This window comes from Flectobacillus major DSM 103, assembly GCF_000427405.1.
Taxonomy (GTDB): domain Bacteria; phylum Bacteroidota; class Bacteroidia; order Cytophagales; family Spirosomataceae; genus Flectobacillus; species Flectobacillus major.
Map to the genome: position 1 here is coordinate 4,511,319 of NZ_KE386491.1, position 17,117 is coordinate 4,528,435.

Here is a 17,117-nt window from a genome sequence, read left to right on the forward strand (position 1 = left end):
TTTTAGATTAATTGCGTAAACTCGAATATGTTTTTTTCTGAAAAACAGAATATAATATTGAAATAGATAAACCATTTAAAACAAACTAAAACGTCAATTGAGTATTATTTCTTAGCTAGCATAAACAATATTATCCAAAATTTCAAAAACAATCCAAAACAGCTTCATTTATCAATAAACTTTATAAGCTTGCTAAGAAATCAGTTAAGTACGCAAAATTTTTATGATAGTTGATTCATAACCAAAAAGTTATGGTTGTTATTCTTTTGCCTTATTCCAATGGTCTTAAAATCATTGGGCTTATAGAGTATTACCTTTTCGAGCAGAATTAACCTAAATCACATTCATAGTTAACCGTACAAACAAGGAGTTGTCGGAGGTATGTTTTTCATTGGAGAGTATTCAATGGCTTTGAAGCTGATATTGAAAAATACATACCAAACGGACTGCTTGGGAGTACATAAATCTAAAATTCATAATATGAGGAAATTTCTATTGTTTATCTTGGGGATAGCCCTATTTTCCTTTTCTACTTATGCCCAAAAGCAAGTAGTTACAGGTAAAGTGGTATCGGCAGAAGATAATGTACCTATGCCAGGTGTTACGGTCTTGGTAAAAGGTTCATCAACAGGTACAAACACCACTGCCGAAGGTATTTTCAAAATATCTTGTTTACCAACCGACGTACTGGTATTTACCTTTGTAGGTATGACTCCAATAGAAGAAGGAGTAGCTGGTCGTTCTGTTATAAACCTTAAAATGACCAACGATATTAAGGTATTGAATGAAGTAGTGGTAACAGCCTTTGGTATCGAGCGTGAAAAGAAAGCTTTGGGCTTTTCACAACAAGAACTAAAAGGAAGTGCTGTTGCTGAGGCTCGTTCGTCGAATGTTGCCAATGCTTTGTCGGGTAAAATTGCGGGTTTCAGAGTCAATACAAGTTCGGGGCCAGGTGCTGCCTCAACCATCCAAATTCGGGGTTCATCATCAGTTTCTGGCAATAACCAACCTTTGGTTGTAATTGATGGAGTACCTATTCAACAATCTTTTGACAAACAATACGGCTCAGGACTTTCTGAAGTGAGTCCTGATAATATCAAAGATATTTCGGTATTGAAAGGCCCCAATGCTGCGGCTCTTTATGGCTCACGTGCTGCCAATGGTGTAATTTTGATTACTACCAAAAACGGCTCAGGTACTAAAGGCATCGGTGTCGAAATCAACTCTAACTTTATTGCTGAGCGTCCGTTTATTTCACCCAATTTCCAAAATATTTATGGTGGTGGCAATGGTTATCGTACTTGGTACAACGACGGCTGGTCTGGCTCAATTTCCGACCCTCTCGAAATTGCCCAATACCGTGCTGCTTATGGCCCCAATGCCCCATTGAGTGGTACAGAAGGTACTGACGAAAGCTGGGGTGCTCCTATGGATGGCCGTTTGGTTCGCCAATGGTGGACAGGCAAAGAGGTAGCTCCATTGACACCTCAACCCAACAATTTTAATGAATTTTGGCAAACAGGTACTACTTTTACCAACAACGTAGCTGTTTCGGGTGGAAACGACAAAGGAAACTTCCGCTTGTCGGTTGGTCGTCTCGACCAAAAAGGAATCATGTTTTTTAATGATTTTTACAGAAACAACTTCAAATTCAACTCTGGCTACAACTTCACGCCAAAACTTAATGTGTCTGTTTCGGCCGAATATGTTAAGTCAGGTTCTGATAACCGTAGTTATACTGGTGGTCAGGAGTTTATATGGTCGCATCGCCATATTTCTTGGGCTCAGTTGCGTGACTGGCGTTCGTACACAGGCACACATATTCAGCGTGCTGTAGCAGGTAGATTGCCAGACAATGACCCACCAAACTGGCAACATACGTTTTTTACCAACCCTTATTATTTGCAAGAAATGTTGCCTGCTTCTAACGAGAAGGATCGTTTGGTTGGTAATGTTGCTTTGACTTATAAAATTCTACCTTCGTTGAGTGTTATGTTGCGAACAGGTACTGACCTTTGGACAGATACTCGCATTACAATTGTGAACTTCGAGCGTGTGCGAAATGGTAACCGTACCCCTGGGCGTTTCTCGGAAGATGTTCTGCGTCGTCAAGAAACAAACACCGATGTGATACTAACGTATAAAGGAAACGTTACAAAAGACCTTTCATTTAATGCACAAGCTGGAGCTATTAATAGAACCAACTATTATAAAAGAAATTACTTGTATGTGGGCGAGCTAGTAATTGATGGCTTGTACAATGCAGGAAACGCCGTACCAAGCCAAAATACTATTCAGTCGGCTATTCAGAAACAAGAAGTACAAAGTGCATTTGGAGCAGTAAATTTGGGTTACAAAAATGCAGTATTCTTAGACTTGACCGCTCGTAACGACTGGTCTTCTACATTGCCATCAACCAACCGCTCTTACTTTTATCCATCGGCATCATTGAGTACGGTGTTTACCGACCTGATTGATGGACTCAGAAGCGATATTTTATCTTTTGCCAAAGCCAGAGTAAGCTGGGCACAAGTTGGTAATGATGCCGACCCATACCAGTTAACCCAAACTTTCCGTGCTGGAACATCATGGAACGGCTCTATTCCTGAATTTTACGAAAATACCACCATTTCAAATGCTACCTTGAAGCCTGAAATTACAACAGGTATTGAAGCTGGTTTGGACTTGAGATTTTTGAAAGGCAAGTTGGGCTTGGATGTTACCTATTATGACCAAAGTACTAAAAATCAGATTTTAGGGGTAGAAATCTCAAAATCGACAGGTTATAATACACGTATTTTGAATGCTGGGCAAATCACCAATAAAGGTATTGAAATTACTTTATCGGGAACACCTTTGAAATTAGCCAATGGCTTTAGCTGGGACGTAAGCTTCAATTTTGCTCGTAACCGCAACAAAGTGGTTGAACTGGCCGAAGGACTTACCACTTATGTATTGAACGAACGCCGAGGCCTAACATCTGAAGCTCGTGTAGGGCAGCCTTATGGTACACTTTATGGTTATGGTTTTGAACGTACTGTCGATGGCCAATTGATTCTACAAAATGGTTTACCGGTGTTGTCAACTCAACAAAAAATCTTGGGTAATATCCAGCCAGATTGGACAGGAGGATTTTCTAATACCTTTAGCTATAAAGGCATATCATTATCTACTTTGATTGATGTACGCATGGGTGGCGATATTTATGACGAAGGTACAGCCAATGCTCGTTGGACAGGCCAATACGCCGAAACAGCTATAGGCCGTGAAGAAGGTGTAATTGGACAAGGCGTAAAATTAATAAGCACCAATGCCGACGGTACTCCAGTATATGCTCCAAACGACATCATTGTAAGTGCCAACCAATATTATGGCTACAACAACCCTCGTCGTTATCATGAAGCAGCCATTTTTGATGCTAGTTATGTAAAACTTCGTGAAGTTACCTTAGGTTATACATTGCCTAAAGCTTTGGTAAGTAAGTTTGGGTTTCAATATGCCAAAGTTTCGGCGGTAGGACGTAACGTTTTGATGTTATTCAAAAATCATCCTCATCAAGACCCAGAAATTGATGCTAATGGCGGTAACCGTCAAGGTTTTGGTTATGGCGAGCTTCCATCGACTCGTAGTATTGGTTTTAACTTATCGTTAGGTTTCTAAGACCAATCAACACACCAAATGCTTTTATAACCTGTCGAGTAAAAAAAAATTTATGCTAGCAGGTATATCTAATCATTTAAAATGAGCTTTAATATGAAAAAATATTCAAAAATATTTGTATTTCTTTCGGTATTTGCAACGGGTACGCTGTCGTGTACAAGCGAATTCGACAAGATGAACATCGACCCCAATAACCCTTCTACTATTACGCCACAGTTTCTTTTACCTTATGGTATCGAAACATCCGTAGACCGCTACTGGGGGCACCGTACTCGTTTTGAACGTATCAATTTGGATGGTGCATCTTTGTGGATACAACATTTAACCCGCAATATCTATTCCAACGAAGGCGACAACTACGGTATTTCACAGGCTTTGCCACTCAACAACTGGAAAGGGTTTTTCAACGATGCCCAATCCAATTTCAGCCGTATTATTGCATTGTCGGGCGAGGGGAGTGCCTCGCCAAATGCCAACTACGAAGGTGTTGCAATGGTTATGCGTGCTTGGAGTTATTCGTTATTGACCGATATGTGGGGGGCTATTCCTTATACCGAGGCCCTAAAAGGTACAGCCGAATCGCCTATTTATACCCCCAAGTACGATTCTATGGAAACTGTTTATGCGGGGCTATTGGCCGATTTGAAATTAGCTAACGAGAAATTGAGTGTTTCAGGGGCAAGAATTTCAGGTGATATTTTGTACAATGGCGATATTTTGAAATGGAAAAAATTTGCTAACTCTTTGCGTTTGCGTTTAGCCAACCGCCAAGCCGCCAAAAAGCCAGCCGAATCAAAAGCTATTATGGCCGAAATTCTGGGTGATGCTACCAAGTATCCTATTTTTACTAGCAACGACGACAACGCTTCGCTGAAATGTACAACCATTTTGCCAAGTAACAACGAATGGAATCAGGTGATTGTGCAAGATGGTCGTACCGACTGGAACTTGAGCAAAACATTGGTTGATAAACTGAACGGAGTAGAAGACGCTCGCGTGAAAGTGTATGGTAACCCTAACAAAGCTGGAAAATACGAAGGTCATGCCAACGGCTTGCCTGATGCCATTGCAACAACTTACCTAGAGTCGAGCTCAACCATTGGGAGTTATTTTACAGCTGCTGCTGCACCAGAAGTAATTATGACCTACGCCGAATTACAATTTATTTTGGCCGAGGCGGCTATTGATGGCGATATTGCAGGCGACCCCAAAGCTTATTTTGAAGCGGGTGTGAAGGCTTCTTATGCACAGTTTGGTATTACTGGAGCTGATGCCCTTGTTGCTAAATTAGGAGCAGTATCGCGTGAGAAAATTTTAGAACAAAAATGGGTTTCCTTGTTTGGACAAGGTATCGAAGCTTGGACAGAGTACCGCCGTACGGGGTATCCAGTGATGCCTGCTGCCGACCCTCGTGCTTTGTTTGAAAATGGTGGAATTATACCTACTCGCTTGCCTTATCCTGGGTCGGAGTATTCGTTGAATGCCGTAAATGTAGCCGCTGGCGAAAAACTCAATGGTGGCCCCAACGATATGAAAACTAAATTGTGGTGGGCTGAAAAATAGTTTTAGGTACATACTTTTTGTGGAGGAATAGCTACCTATTCCTCTTCTTATCCAAAATCAAACATAGAAAATTATGAAATACATAGACAAATTACCCCCTGTTGTATTATTAACCTTGTTTATCTTATTGGCTTTAGCTTCATGCAAAAAAGTAGACGACCCATTTGTACCAAGAGCTGTATCGAGTGTTTTGGTGGCTATTGATGGTGCACCAGTAGGCGACTTTTCGACAGAGCCTACCGTTTCTTATAGCAAAGCGGGAACTGTAACATTATCTGCTAGAATATTGGAGCTAGACAAAACCAATATCTTAGATTATACCAAAGGAATAGATTCAATTCCTGTGCCTAACGTAAAAATTTCTGTAACCCTAAGAAGTACCAACAAAGTGATTGCAGAATTAACTACAGATGCGGGCGGAAAAATAAGTGTAACCAAAACTTGGGCAGAGCTAGGTTTAGCTAGTCCTGCTACAGGCAATAATATTGCACTTAATTGGAGTGGAAACTACAAAAGTCAGGCATTTACCCGTCTTTCAAGAGTTTCGGTTAAGTAGTTTTCGTAGGCTTGATTACGCATTACATCAGCTTTTGCCGAGCTACATAGTGTATAGACCTGTGAGGTTAATATTTCACAGGTCTTTCAATATCCAACTTTATGATGAATGAGTTAGATAGCCCTATCAAAGCCCAAAAGCCGCTAAAATTATTATATTATACGTAATTGGGAGTGAGGTTAATATTAGATTTGTTCAAAAAATGGGGGTGTTTATGATTTGAAATTGAGTGTTTCTGCTTATTTTAAATAAAACCTATTTTTTGTATTTTTACATAAATATTTCAGGATATAACATTTTTGAAAACTATATTTTTGTTATTATTCATTTTTTGATTAAAAAATGACGAAAAAATAAACTTAAATATTGATTGTTTTTATTTTGATGAATTATTGAAAAAGTACTAAATTTGAACATATTTTCACCTTAACTTTTCAAATATCTTTATTACTCTGGAAGCTATCCCATTTAATATCATAATTTCACTAAACTTTACTGGGCGATGAAACATGTATTAAAACTCTATGATTATTTGAAGATGCTCTTGATTGCAGTAGGTGCGTATTTTGGTGCATGGATTATTGGTTAACTTTCAGAGCAATACTAGGCTGATTCATTGCTTAATTCCTTAACAAGTGTTAATTAAAGCCTAATAATAGGCTCGTTGTTTGTAAATATTGATTAAAACAGGGGGTATACCCTGCACAAATTAGATAATAGACTATCATTTTCGTATCACTTCAAAAACAAAGTCTTACCATGTCATTCAATATCAATCGCCGTGATTGGCTCAAAAAAAGTGTATTGGCTACAGCAGGTTTAAGTGCCGCAACAGCTTTCATTCAGCGTGCAGAGGCTAGCCCAGCAATAAGAAGAGAATTGCAGATGAGTCTATCACCTGATTTTCAACTCGAAAAAGCTTTTGTGGGTATCAATCCTCCTGCGGTAATGAAGGCTCGTTTAGGAGCTAACGAAAACCCTTGGGGGCCTTCTGAAAAAGTAAAACAGGCTTTGATCAGTGCCATTTCCGAGTCGAACCGTTATGGTCGTCAAGGTCGTGCCGACTTAATTAAATTAATTGCAGAAAAAGAGGGTGTTCCCGAAAACTATATTTTATTAGGTGCTGGTTCTTCTGAATTGCTTACGGCTTCGATGGTGGCGTATGGTATGAAAGGAAAAATCATTTGTGGCGACCCATGTTATATATCGGGCAACGAAGAAAAAATTCCTTTGGAAAAAGTGCCTTTAACCAAAGAATATCAATACGATTTGGATGCTATTGCTGGTCGTTTGAATGGCTCTCAGAGCTTGGTTTATATTACCAACCCCAACAACCCAACAGGAGCAATTTTACCAGCCGATACCCTAACGGCATTTATCAACAAAGTGTCTGACAAAGTCCCTGTTTTGGTGGATGAAGCGTATATCGATTATGCCAAAAACCCTAAAACAGACTGTATGGTAGCATCTATCAATGCAGGTAAAAATGTGTTGATTTTGCGTACAATGTCTAAACTATATGCTTTTGCAGGCTTGAGAGTAGGGTATGCTATTGCTAAACCCGAAATCCTAAAAGCTATTGCACCGTACTGCTCAGGTGGGTTTGATATTTCTGTGCCATCTTTTGCGGCTGCAATAGCGGCTATCAAAGATACCGACTTCCAAAAATTAACACTTGCCAATACGGCTGCTTCTAAGCAATATACGTACGACTTCCTTACCAAAGCAGGTTATCCTTATATTCCTTCATCGGCCAACTTCTTATTATTTCCTGTAAAAATGAAAGGCTCAGACCTTATGTCGAAGCTAATGGCCGAGGGCGTAATGGTAAGAAAATGGGAATTTGACCGCCAGCACTGGTGCCGTGTATCAATTGGTACAATGGACGAAATGAAAATATTTGCAGAAGCATTCTCTAAAATTGCATCTTAGATAATTGATAAAAGTCATCGCTTTTGATTGTTGTCTAACTATTTGATTTAGTTATACTTATAGTTTTTTTGTTTATAAAAAACCTTTGTAAATATCAACAAAGTTCAAAAGCTAAAAACATTCAGTTATCTAATTTGACACATTATGACGAGACGAGATTTTATAGAAAGAACTGGGTCTGCTAGTTATTTATCATTATTAGGCTTGGGTTTGATTCCCGAAGCAAAAGCCAAGCCATTTGATTTGCAAAGAAACAAAGCCGATAAGAAAATTATCATCCTAGGAGCAGGTTTGGCGGGTTTGTGTTCAGCTTACGAACTTACCAAATTGGGTTACGAGGTTACTGTATTAGAAGCTCGTAGCCGTCCTGGAGGTAGAGTCTGGACAGTCAGAGGAGGAACTACCGAAACCGAAATAGGTGGTGTTGCTCAAACGGCTCAGTTCGACAAAGGCTTGTATTATAATGGAGGTGCGGCACGTATTCCGCACAATCATGAATTATCCTTGCATTACTGTCGCGAGTTTAATATTCCTTTAGAAATATTCATGAATATGAACGAAGGGGCATTTTATTATAGCGACGGAGGTACAGGGCCATTGGCCAATAAAAGGGTGAAGATTCGTGAGGTTCATGCCGATGTGCGTGGATACACTGGTGAACTTCTTACCAAAGCAATTGACCAAAAAGCCCTAGACGAGGATTTGACCAAAGAAGACCTTGAAAAGTTAGCGGCATATTTGAAAGAGGAGTGTGATTTGGACATGACCAAAAAATACAAAGGCTCTGAGCGTCATGGATATGTAAGGCAAGGTGGCTATGGCGATAAAGCGCCACAATTATCTGCCCCACATGCTTTTCACGACATCATTGCAGCAGGGTTATTTCATCCAGCTTTTTCCAATGTGAGCGAATATACTTTCAACCAACAACCTGTAATGTTACAACCTGTCGGTGGTATGGATGCTATTCCTTATGCGTTTGCCAAACGGTTAGAAGGAAAAGTACAGTACGAGGCTGTGGTTCAAGAAATAAGAAAAACGCAACCAGGCGTAAAGATTGTTTATAAAGACAAAACTGGTACAGTAAGAGAAATCAAAGCAGATTATTGTATTTGTACGATTCCATTGCCAGTACTTAAAAACATTCCGTCTGACCTTTCTTCCGATATGCGTCGTGCAATAGACTTTACGACCTATATGAATACTGGTAAAATTGGTTTGCAGTTCAAACGCCGTTTCTGGGAGGAGGATGATAAAATATTTGGTGGAATTTCGCGTACCAACATGGATATTACCCAAATATTTTATCCTTCTTACAGCTTTATGGGCAAAAAAGGCGTGCTTAAAGGTTATTATAATTTTCATGACCGAGCCGTAAAAATGGGTAACTTATCGCTTGCCGAAAGAGAAAAAGCCGCATTAGAACAAGGAGGAAAAATTCATCCACAATACCCAACCGAATTTGAAACTTCTTTTTCATTGGCATGGCAAAAAATTCCTTTTTCGCAAGGGGGCTGGGCTGAATACTCTGATGTACAACGTAAAAAATACTATCCCGCATTGATCAAGCCAGATGAAGAAATCTATTTGGCTGGCGAGCATACCAGTTATTTAACAGCATGGATGGCAGGAGCTTTTGAGTCGGCACGAGCCGTCGTAGAGCAGCTTCATCTACGTGTGAATGGCTCTTAGTAGGATAGCTGATTGGGGCAAATTGATTCGCTCTTAATCATTTGTTATTATTTTAAAAAACGCCATAAAATATTATTATGGCTTAAAGATTTTTAGCATGAAGAAAATAGTACTAATTATAGGTTTGGTTTGTTCGACAATTTTTGCGAATGCACAGGAAGCTGAAAAAGTAGGTATCAAAAACACAGAATATGAAGTACTTAAAAAAGTATCAATTAAAAACCTTGACAAGGATACATATATTAAAGAGGGAGCTTTTGTATTGGATAATAGCAATCCTCCATACGTCTTCAAATTCTCAGATGGAAAAGAACGTCGTATATATTTGTACAAGGTCTTAGAAGCCGCAGGTATGAAGGAACTTGGCTCATTGATGGTTTTTACTACGCCCAAAGACGGTAAAAAAATCAATTTGATAGTACCAAACCCACTAGCTGAAAAAGAGGTATGGGGAAAATATATCGACGACCTCAAAGATGGTGAAAAAGCAATTATGGGTTTTTCTTCATGTGTAGCTTTCGTGTTGGCCAAAGAATTTACGGGTGGGGCTAGCGGAAGTGGACATGGCGATGAAGACAAATACGAATATTGTTTTCCTGCTTCGGCCAATGTGACCATGGCCGATGGCTCGGCAAAGGCTATCGACCAAGTACAAGTCGGCGACCAAGTAATGGCCTATAATGCCAAAACGAAGATGGCCGAAAAAACAATCGTCGATAAAGTACAAGTTCATGAAAACAAACAGTTTCCATTGGTAAAAGCTTTGTTGGTAAGTGCTACCGACGATGCTTACGCATCTACCAACAACGATTTCCAGTTGGTCGAATTAGAAGCTACTGCCAATCACCCTGTTATGACAACTGCCGGTACAACTAAAATGGGTAACCTAAAGGTTGGTGAGCAAGTATTGATGTACAACACTGATAATAAATCATTTACAAATTATAAGGTATTTGCAACAAAAGCAGATTTTCGCAAAGTAGAGAAGGTATATAACCTACTCACAACAAAAGATAATTACCTCATCAACTCGATTGTGGTATTAGAAAAATAAGTAAAATAGTTGAGCAGCTCAAGGCCACCAGAAGGTGAAAGCCGTTTGCTGAACTTACCGAAAGGGACTTAATTTTTTTGAGATTGTTTTTGGATAATTTTTAAATCCTTTCTCCTCTGGGGAAGGGATTTATTTTTTTATATAGCTGTATATCAGTTTTTTAAGTATTGTGGCTGTATTTTGTTGTAAAATATTCATTACAATAGTTAAAAAAAAAATTGTTAAAATTATATTTATTCTGAAAAAGCTATTACATTTGTAACAGCTAAGCAATTGGCTAACATCCAAAAACAATCTTAAAAATGAAGCGCATCATAGTTACGGCATTATTTGCTGGGCTTTTGAGCACATCGTGTACTCGGGAAATAGTTTCTGTTAAGGCGAATAAAGATTTTCTTGAAAAACATGAAGATTATCGAACATTTACAGTAGTTCAAAACACTTCTTCTGTGGCTACATTGCCCAATGCTTCAATGATTGAAGATGAAATAGAAAAGCAAATGAAGCTAAGAGGTTATATAGAATCTACCCAAAATGCAGATGTTTTGATAGCCTACTCAGTGTTCGATAAGAATATCAAACTACCAGAAGTTACAAAAGTGTACAATGGTTTGTTGCAATCAGCAGAAAGTTCAGAACTGCATCGTCGAAAGCTTAGAAATGGAATTATTATTATTAATTTAATTGACCAAAATACACAAAAAACCTTTTGGACAGGCTATGCCTCGGAGGTTTTTAAAGGCAGAAAATTAGAGGATAAAACCTTAAAAAATATTACCAGAGCAATTTTTAACAATTATACCGTAAGGGCTCATCAATATGTGGCTTTACGTAATTAGTACCAGTTTTTACTCAACTAAATCTCGCATAACTATTTAACTTTGAAGCTCTGATAACCCCAACCATCCGTTGGGGTTTTTTTTGGCATTTATAATAGCTGTTTTTCTACCATGTATTTCTCCAAAGAAATATCTACCAAATGACTTATCGAGTTAAGTTCATCAAGAAGATTTTTAAGAAATTTTTGATGAGCCTCAGACTGGCTATTGAAAGGCTTATGAGCTAAAGCTCGCTGAATTTGCTGCCATTTTGGTACAAATTTGTGAAGCTCTTCATTGAAATAAACCTTCGCAAACTGCTCAAAAATATACTGCTCAGCTACTTCATTAGGATGAATCATATCGGCTTTATAAAAACGATAATCACGCAAATCGTCCATCATTATTTCGTAAGAAGGGAAATATTCAACATTAGGGTAGTCGGTACTCAAGTAATGACAGGCTGTTCGGAGGATAGATTTTGATAGTTGATTTTCGGGAATACCGTCTTTGGTATGTCGAACAGGCGACACCGTAATGATAATCTTTAGATCAGGATTGATAGCCAATAACTGTTGGTTAAGCTCGGCAAAACCTTTACAGATACTCTTGACACTAAGGAGGTCTTTTTCAAATAATGAGGCTGGCATTTTGTGGCAGTTGGCCACATACGTCGGGTATGTCAACATTTTGTAAACAAACGATGTACCAAAAGTAATCAACAGGTAGTCGTACTGAGCTAAGGATTGATGGCTCAAAAAAGTATTTAGTTGGGTGCGTAGTTCTTCTTGTGTAGAACCAAAAAACTGCGAATGAAAGTCATAATGAAACCAAGTTTGCGAATGCTGGACAAATAACCGCTCGTCGGCCTGTGTGTATTGCTTATTGAGTAATTTGAAAATAGACATAGGATTGAACAAAGTACCAAAAGGATTGACCTGTGTCTGTATTTTGTAATGGCTCAATTGATTTCCAACGACTTCGGCAAAACACGAGCCGATTGTTAGCACACGCGACTGCAATGAAAGTTGATTGGCCGATTTCTTGAGCTTGATATTGGTTCTGAATTCCATGATTGTGTTTGATAATTGAGCTACAAATATAGATACTTAGCAAATAGACCTGCATGGATGTTAGTGTTTGCTTATTCAAATTAATTACCTTTGTATTAGATTAAGGTGCTTTATGCTTCATTGCTACGAAGTTTCAAAGCTTAATAGGGAATTAGGTGCAAAACCTGGACTGTCCCCGCAACTGTAAGTTTCATACAAAAGTCGAATTCATTCCTCATTGCCACTGCCAAATTTGTAGGCGGGAAGGCTGGAAATCGATGAAATAAGTCAGGAGACCTACCTTGGTCTATTCTTGGGATGATTTACGGTGGATGAATCCTGTCCGAGCGTTCGCTTTTCTTTTCATTTTTCACAAAATACTTTTGTTTCTGGAGTATACCTATGTATTAATTCCAACAAAAACATGTGAAAAGCAATATAATCATTCAATGTTTAAATTTTTAGGTGTTCTTTCTTGTATTTTTTGTTTTGTATCGGCAGCAATAGCCCAAGAACAAGCCAATCAAAACCTCGACGAAGTAATAGTTACAGCCAATAAGGTATCTCAAAAACAGATACAAACAGGGAAGGTATTGACAGTAATTAGTAAGGAGATATTGGAAAGAAATAGCGGTAAAACCCTCACCGAATTACTTAATCAGCAAGGGGGCTTGCAGGTGGTTGGCTCGCAGCAGAGCTTGGGTTCAAATCAAGAAATTAGCATACGAGGAATGAGTAATGGGTATGCTCTTGTTTTGATAGATGGCGTACCCCTCAACGACCCTTCGACTATTGGCAACTATTTTGATTTGAATTTGGTATCAATCGACCAAATAGAGCGAATCGAAATCCTAAAAGGAGGGCAGTCTACTTTGTATGGCTCGGATGCTGTGGCGGGGGTAGTCAATATTATTCGCAAAAAAAATACCGATAAAAGTTATGCCGTTGGGGCTAATCTGACAGCAGGGAGTTTTGGAACTTGGAAAGGGGCTTTGAGTATCGACGGTGCATTGTCAAAAAAACTAGATTATTCGGTCAACTATACCAAGTTATATTCAAAGGGATTTTCGCAAGCTTCTACCAAAACGGGCGAAAATACCAATGAAAAAGATAGCTTTAATCAGGATGCTTTTAGGGTACAGTCTAATCAAAAATGGACAGAACAATTTAGCTCAAAAATATATTATACCCATGAAACCTATCGTGCCGACATCGACAATGGGTCATTTAGCGACGACAAAGATTTTGTGGCCACCAGCAAAAGTGACCAGTTAGGAATTGGAGCTATTTATGCTTTAAAATCCCTAACATGGTATTTTAATACACATCTCAATACCATCAAAAGAAGCTATATCAACGACTCTAGCTTTGTAGCTCCCGATGCTTTTGACAAATATTCGAAAAGTATTTACCAAGCCAAAACCAATTTTTTTGAATTATATACCTCGTTGAACCTCACGAAAAAAGCCAATTTGTTGATTGGTACAGATTACCGCCGACAAAATATGAATGAAAGCTATTTTTCGGTAAGTGAATATGGGCCTTACCAGCAACCCGAACTATCTGATGATTTGGCTAAAATCAATATCTGGAGTGCCTATTCGTCGTTATCACTAACCCAATTAGGGATTTTTGGGGCCGAAATAGGAGGGCGTTATAACAAACATTCATTGTATGGTACTAATTTTACCTATACTATCAATCCATATATTCTACTAAATCAGCAAGTAAAAGTACTAACCAATATTTCGTCGAGCTTCAAAGCTCCAACGCTTTACCAACTGTATTCTCCTTATGGTAACTTGGATTTAAAACCCGAAAAGTCGACAACATTGGAAGCTGGTGTACAGCTATTTAGCAAAGACCAAAAAAGTTATATCAGAGCGGTTTATTTTAATACCAAAGTAAACGATGTGATTATTTTTCAATCTATCAATGTTGACCCTTATGGACAGTATATTAATTTTAATCAACAATCGAGCCGTGGCTTAGAATTAGATGCCAAGGCACAATGGCGAAAATGGAGCTTGTCGGCCAATTATACACATCAAATAGGCGAATTAACAACTCGATTGGCTTCGGGCAAAGATACAACATACCAAAACCTAATTCGTAGACCCAACAATGCAATGAATATTGTGTTGGGGCATCAGCTTTCTTCTAAGTTAGTTATCAACGCTACGGTTCGAATGATTGGCAAACGAAAAGATAACTATTATGACAACGATGTATTTAAGGTTGTGAGCCTAGATTTGAAAGCCTACCATCTACTCGACCTTTATGCCGAATATAAATTTGATAAAAATTGGAAAATCTTTGCCGATGTCAGAAATGTATTTGACACAAGCTTTGTAGAAGTTACAGGCTACCAATCCCGAAAATTCAATGCTACAGTAGGGCTGAGTATCAACCTGAGTAAATGAGTGGGTTGATTGAACGTCAAATCGATATGATACAGAAAAGAGTGTGTAGATTATGAATACTTGCCAATTCTTATTAAACTTGTTTTATAAATATTATAGATAGTGAGTCTTTAAAATCAAAAATATGCCTTGCTATCTACATACTTACTTGTTAATAAAAATATTAGTATGATGAATTTAATATGTTCTTGGTCGGGTGGAAAAGACTCGTGCTTTGCCCTAATGCAAATGCCCACCAAGCCAAAGGTATTGCTCAATACACTCAATGAACGAGGCGACAGGTCTAGATCGCATGGGTTATCTAAAGAAATACTAATGGCTCAGGCAAGAGCAATCGGATGTGATATAGCCTTTATCGAAACAACTTGGGACGAATACACAGCCAAGTATATCCATCAGTTACAGCAACTTACCAAACAATATAATTTGACCGATGCTGTTTTTGGCGATATTGACTTGGAGTCCCATAGAGCTTGGGAAGAAATGGTTTGTAATGAAGCCAATATTCAGGGCCACTTGCCACTATGGCAACAAGACCGTAAAGAATTGGTATTTAAAATGATAGATTCGGGGCTAAAAGCCATTATTGTTTCTTGTAATGCCCAATTGGGATCTTGCTTTTTGGGAAAAACTCTTAACGAACAAACCCTGCTCGAACTAGAAAGAAAAGGAGTAGATGTTTGTGGCGAAAATGGCGAGTTTCATACCCTTGTGTTAGACTGTCCATTATTTCAGCAAACCATAAACGTAGAGCCCGTAAAACTACTTAGTCATAACAATTATCACTTTTTAGAGTTACAACTGTTAGATGGATACAACTAAGCCCAACCAATGCCCACATTGTCAGCAAGGGCTTGAATGTAAAGTAGATGAAATAGCCTCTTGTGAATGTCAAAAAGTACATCTTAGCTACGAAGAAACCCAGATTATCCGAAAAATTACCTTAGAACGATACCAAGGGCAATGCTTGTGTAATAATTGTATAGAAAAATTAAAAAGAAATATTTTAACCCTTTGAATCCCCGAATACCATGTGTTTAAGTACAAAATCTTCGTGTGACACCTTTGTGGAGGTAAATCGTACTTTTCCATTAATGATTGGTCTTGAATTTATGCGTCGCCCTGCAAAGCTGAGAGAAGATATACTGCTTGAATACGATTGTATTGTGAAGAAATACAAAACATATCACTGGAATTTTGACCTATATTCATTCCGAGAATTTATCCAAAATCCTAGCCATGCTATTGTTATAACAGATATTCACCAAAAAATTCAGTGGGTCAACAACGGCTTTGTAAGTATGACAGGCTATCAGGCTATAGAAGCTTTAGATAAAACACCCAAATTTTTGCAAGGAAAAGAAACAAGGCAAGATGTTAGAAACCAAATAAGGCAGAGTATTGCAGCACAAAAAACCTTTTCTGGAGAAATTATCAACTATCGAAAAAATGGAGAAGCGTATTTGTGTTATGTAACCATCGAGCCGATTTTCAACAGAGATAACCAACTAGTAAATTTTATAGCATTTGAAGAAGCAATTGAGGTATAGATAGGTACAATAAGTATTAGTACTTATTTTGTTTTTAAGTAATTATAACTATTTTTGCAACAAGTTAATAATTCATCTCATGCTATCGAATTGTAAACTTTAACAGAGCAAAAGACCGAACGCCCCCTGATACGTTCGGTCTTTTTTTATATCTAATATATTCAGCAAGTGATAGAAAAAAAAGATTATTGTTGTAAATTGTAGATTAAATATAGTATCACTTAATTTAACTATAATGAAAAATATAATCTTAATGTTATTGCTCTTTTTAGGCGTTGGCAATATGTTAAAGGCCCAACAAGTATATGTTAATGGCAAGCCATTGGCTAGTTTACGAGGTATGAATTATATTGCCTTGAAGGCCGAGAAGGCATGGTTAGCTACACGCCTTTCGGTATTCTTGGATTATGGCCAAGGCGAATCGTCTAGGGAACAGGAAGTAACCGATGCCGACAGAAAGCCTCTGTTTTTTAAAAGTAAAGTAGAAATATTCAATTTGTTAGATAAAAATGGGTGGGATTTGGTAGATACTTACGAAGAAATTAAGGAAGGAAAAACCTTTATTTTGCATATTTTTCGTAGACGCACACCATCTACAAAGTAAGTAATTATGCTTAATTGCAAGGAAAAAGAGTAAAGAATTACGCTTTTCCTTCCTTCAATCTATCAAAGGTTGGGGCATTTTTTTTAACTTTGATCTTCAATGCAATGTTTTGCAAATAGGTTGTGCTGATACCGCAAATGTTTGAAGACTAATCAAATTATGCCATAAAACCACTAGCTTTTTCATAAAAGAGAGGAGCTGGTATTATCCCTT

At 38.1% G+C, this 17,117-nt stretch carries 13 protein-coding genes and 1 riboswitch; of the genes, 12 read left to right on the plus strand and 1 reads right to left on the minus strand.

Annotated features, from left to right (window positions below):
• The first annotated feature begins 480 nt into the window (after nucleotides 1-480).
• From FLEMA_RS73515 to FLEMA_RS73545, 7 genes are all read left to right on the plus strand, one after another.
• Nucleotides 481-3,660 carry a SusC/RagA family TonB-linked outer membrane protein gene (locus FLEMA_RS73515; protein WP_044175169.1) on the plus strand — a complete coding sequence of 1,060 codons (3,180 nt, stop codon included), beginning with the start codon at nucleotides 481-483 and terminating at the stop codon, nucleotides 3,658-3,660.
• A 93-nt stretch (nucleotides 3,661-3,753) separates the two neighbouring features.
• Complete coding sequence (locus tag FLEMA_RS73520; RefSeq protein WP_044175171.1) at nucleotides 3,754-5,223, plus strand: SusD/RagB family nutrient-binding outer membrane lipoprotein; 1,470 nt, start codon at nucleotides 3,754-3,756, stop codon at nucleotides 5,221-5,223.
• A 73-nt stretch (nucleotides 5,224-5,296) separates the two neighbouring features.
• Nucleotides 5,297-5,779: a hypothetical protein gene (locus FLEMA_RS73525; protein ID WP_044173353.1), complete on the plus strand. Its 483-nt coding sequence runs from the start codon at nucleotides 5,297-5,299 to the stop codon at nucleotides 5,777-5,779.
• Nucleotides 5,780-6,538: 759 nt separating this feature from the next.
• Nucleotides 6,539-7,711, plus strand: a complete 1,173-nt coding sequence (locus FLEMA_RS73530) for a pyridoxal phosphate-dependent aminotransferase (RefSeq protein WP_044173355.1) — start codon at nucleotides 6,539-6,541, stop codon at nucleotides 7,709-7,711.
• Nucleotides 7,712-7,855: 144 nt separating this feature from the next.
• Nucleotides 7,856-9,403, plus strand: coding sequence for a flavin monoamine oxidase family protein (locus FLEMA_RS73535; protein ID WP_044173356.1), 1,548 nt, complete (start codon nucleotides 7,856-7,858; stop codon nucleotides 9,401-9,403).
• A 97-nt stretch (nucleotides 9,404-9,500) separates the two neighbouring features.
• Nucleotides 9,501-10,457: a Hint domain-containing protein gene (locus tag FLEMA_RS73540; protein WP_052354238.1), complete on the plus strand. Its 957-nt coding sequence runs from the start codon at nucleotides 9,501-9,503 to the stop codon at nucleotides 10,455-10,457.
• Between the two features lie 302 nt (nucleotides 10,458-10,759).
• Nucleotides 10,760-11,296 carry a DUF4136 domain-containing protein gene (locus FLEMA_RS73545; RefSeq protein WP_044173358.1) on the plus strand — a complete coding sequence of 179 codons (537 nt, stop codon included), beginning with the start codon at nucleotides 10,760-10,762 and terminating at the stop codon, nucleotides 11,294-11,296.
• Between the two features lie 89 nt (nucleotides 11,297-11,385).
• On the opposite strand, the gene FLEMA_RS0150605 is transcribed toward FLEMA_RS73545, so the two are convergent.
• Complete coding sequence (locus FLEMA_RS0150605; RefSeq protein WP_026997967.1) at nucleotides 11,386-12,348, minus strand: GSCFA domain-containing protein; 963 nt, start codon at nucleotides 12,346-12,348, stop codon at nucleotides 11,386-11,388.
• A gap of 86 nt (nucleotides 12,349-12,434) precedes the next feature.
• Nucleotides 12,435-12,646, plus strand: a riboswitch (cobalamin riboswitch).
• A gap of 130 nt (nucleotides 12,647-12,776) precedes the next feature.
• Between FLEMA_RS0150605 and FLEMA_RS73550 the strand changes: the two genes are divergently transcribed.
• From FLEMA_RS73550 to FLEMA_RS73570, 5 genes are all read left to right on the plus strand, one after another.
• On the plus strand, nucleotides 12,777-14,750 hold the full coding sequence (locus tag FLEMA_RS73550) for a TonB-dependent receptor plug domain-containing protein (RefSeq protein ID WP_159102724.1): 1,974 nt from the start codon (nucleotides 12,777-12,779) through the stop codon (nucleotides 14,748-14,750).
• Between the two features lie 168 nt (nucleotides 14,751-14,918).
• The gene (locus tag FLEMA_RS73555; RefSeq protein WP_218918544.1) at nucleotides 14,919-15,572 is read left to right on the plus strand and encodes a Dph6-related ATP pyrophosphatase; all 654 of its coding nucleotides are present in this window, start codon (nucleotides 14,919-14,921) and stop codon (nucleotides 15,570-15,572) included.
• Nucleotides 15,559-15,768 (plus strand): cysteine-rich CWC family protein, encoded by a 210-nt coding sequence (locus tag FLEMA_RS77375; protein WP_044173364.1) that lies wholly within the window; start codon nucleotides 15,559-15,561, stop codon nucleotides 15,766-15,768. Before FLEMA_RS73555 ends, FLEMA_RS77375 begins: the two co-directional genes overlap by 14 nt.
• A gap of 13 nt (nucleotides 15,769-15,781) precedes the next feature.
• On the plus strand, nucleotides 15,782-16,300 hold the full coding sequence (locus FLEMA_RS73565) for a PAS domain-containing protein (RefSeq protein ID WP_081681380.1): 519 nt from the start codon (nucleotides 15,782-15,784) through the stop codon (nucleotides 16,298-16,300).
• Nucleotides 16,301-16,535: 235 nt separating this feature from the next.
• Nucleotides 16,536-16,904 (plus strand): hypothetical protein, encoded by a 369-nt coding sequence (locus FLEMA_RS73570; RefSeq protein ID WP_044173366.1) that lies wholly within the window; start codon nucleotides 16,536-16,538, stop codon nucleotides 16,902-16,904.
• Nucleotides 16,905-17,117 lie beyond the last annotated feature (213 nt).

What these genes read in the sequence shown, in the direction of transcription:
- FLEMA_RS73515 (WP_044175169.1), top strand. Translation starts at nt 481, where the DNA reads ATGAGGAAATTTCTATTGTTTATCTTGGGGATAGCCCTATTTTCCTTT.
- FLEMA_RS73520 (WP_044175171.1), top strand. Translation starts at nt 3,754, where the DNA reads ATGAAAAAATATTCAAAAATATTTGTATTTCTTTCGGTATTTGCAACG.
- FLEMA_RS73525 (WP_044173353.1), top strand. Translation starts at nt 5,297, where the DNA reads ATGAAATACATAGACAAATTACCCCCTGTTGTATTATTAACCTTGTTT.
- FLEMA_RS73530 (WP_044173355.1), top strand. Translation starts at nt 6,539, where the DNA reads ATGTCATTCAATATCAATCGCCGTGATTGGCTCAAAAAAAGTGTATTG.
- FLEMA_RS73535 (WP_044173356.1), top strand. Translation starts at nt 7,856, where the DNA reads ATGACGAGACGAGATTTTATAGAAAGAACTGGGTCTGCTAGTTATTTA.
- FLEMA_RS73540 (WP_052354238.1), top strand. Translation starts at nt 9,501, where the DNA reads ATGAAGAAAATAGTACTAATTATAGGTTTGGTTTGTTCGACAATTTTT.
- FLEMA_RS73545 (WP_044173358.1), top strand. Translation starts at nt 10,760, where the DNA reads ATGAAGCGCATCATAGTTACGGCATTATTTGCTGGGCTTTTGAGCACA.
- FLEMA_RS0150605 (WP_026997967.1), bottom strand. Translation starts at nt 12,348, where the DNA reads ATGGAATTCAGAACCAATATCAAGCTCAAGAAATCGGCCAATCAACTT.
- FLEMA_RS73550 (WP_159102724.1), top strand. Translation starts at nt 12,777, where the DNA reads ATGTTTAAATTTTTAGGTGTTCTTTCTTGTATTTTTTGTTTTGTATCG.
- FLEMA_RS73555 (WP_218918544.1), top strand. Translation starts at nt 14,919, where the DNA reads ATGATGAATTTAATATGTTCTTGGTCGGGTGGAAAAGACTCGTGCTTT.
- FLEMA_RS77375 (WP_044173364.1), top strand. Translation starts at nt 15,559, where the DNA reads ATGGATACAACTAAGCCCAACCAATGCCCACATTGTCAGCAAGGGCTT.
- FLEMA_RS73565 (WP_081681380.1), top strand. Translation starts at nt 15,782, where the DNA reads ATGTGTTTAAGTACAAAATCTTCGTGTGACACCTTTGTGGAGGTAAAT.
- FLEMA_RS73570 (WP_044173366.1), top strand. Translation starts at nt 16,536, where the DNA reads ATGAAAAATATAATCTTAATGTTATTGCTCTTTTTAGGCGTTGGCAAT.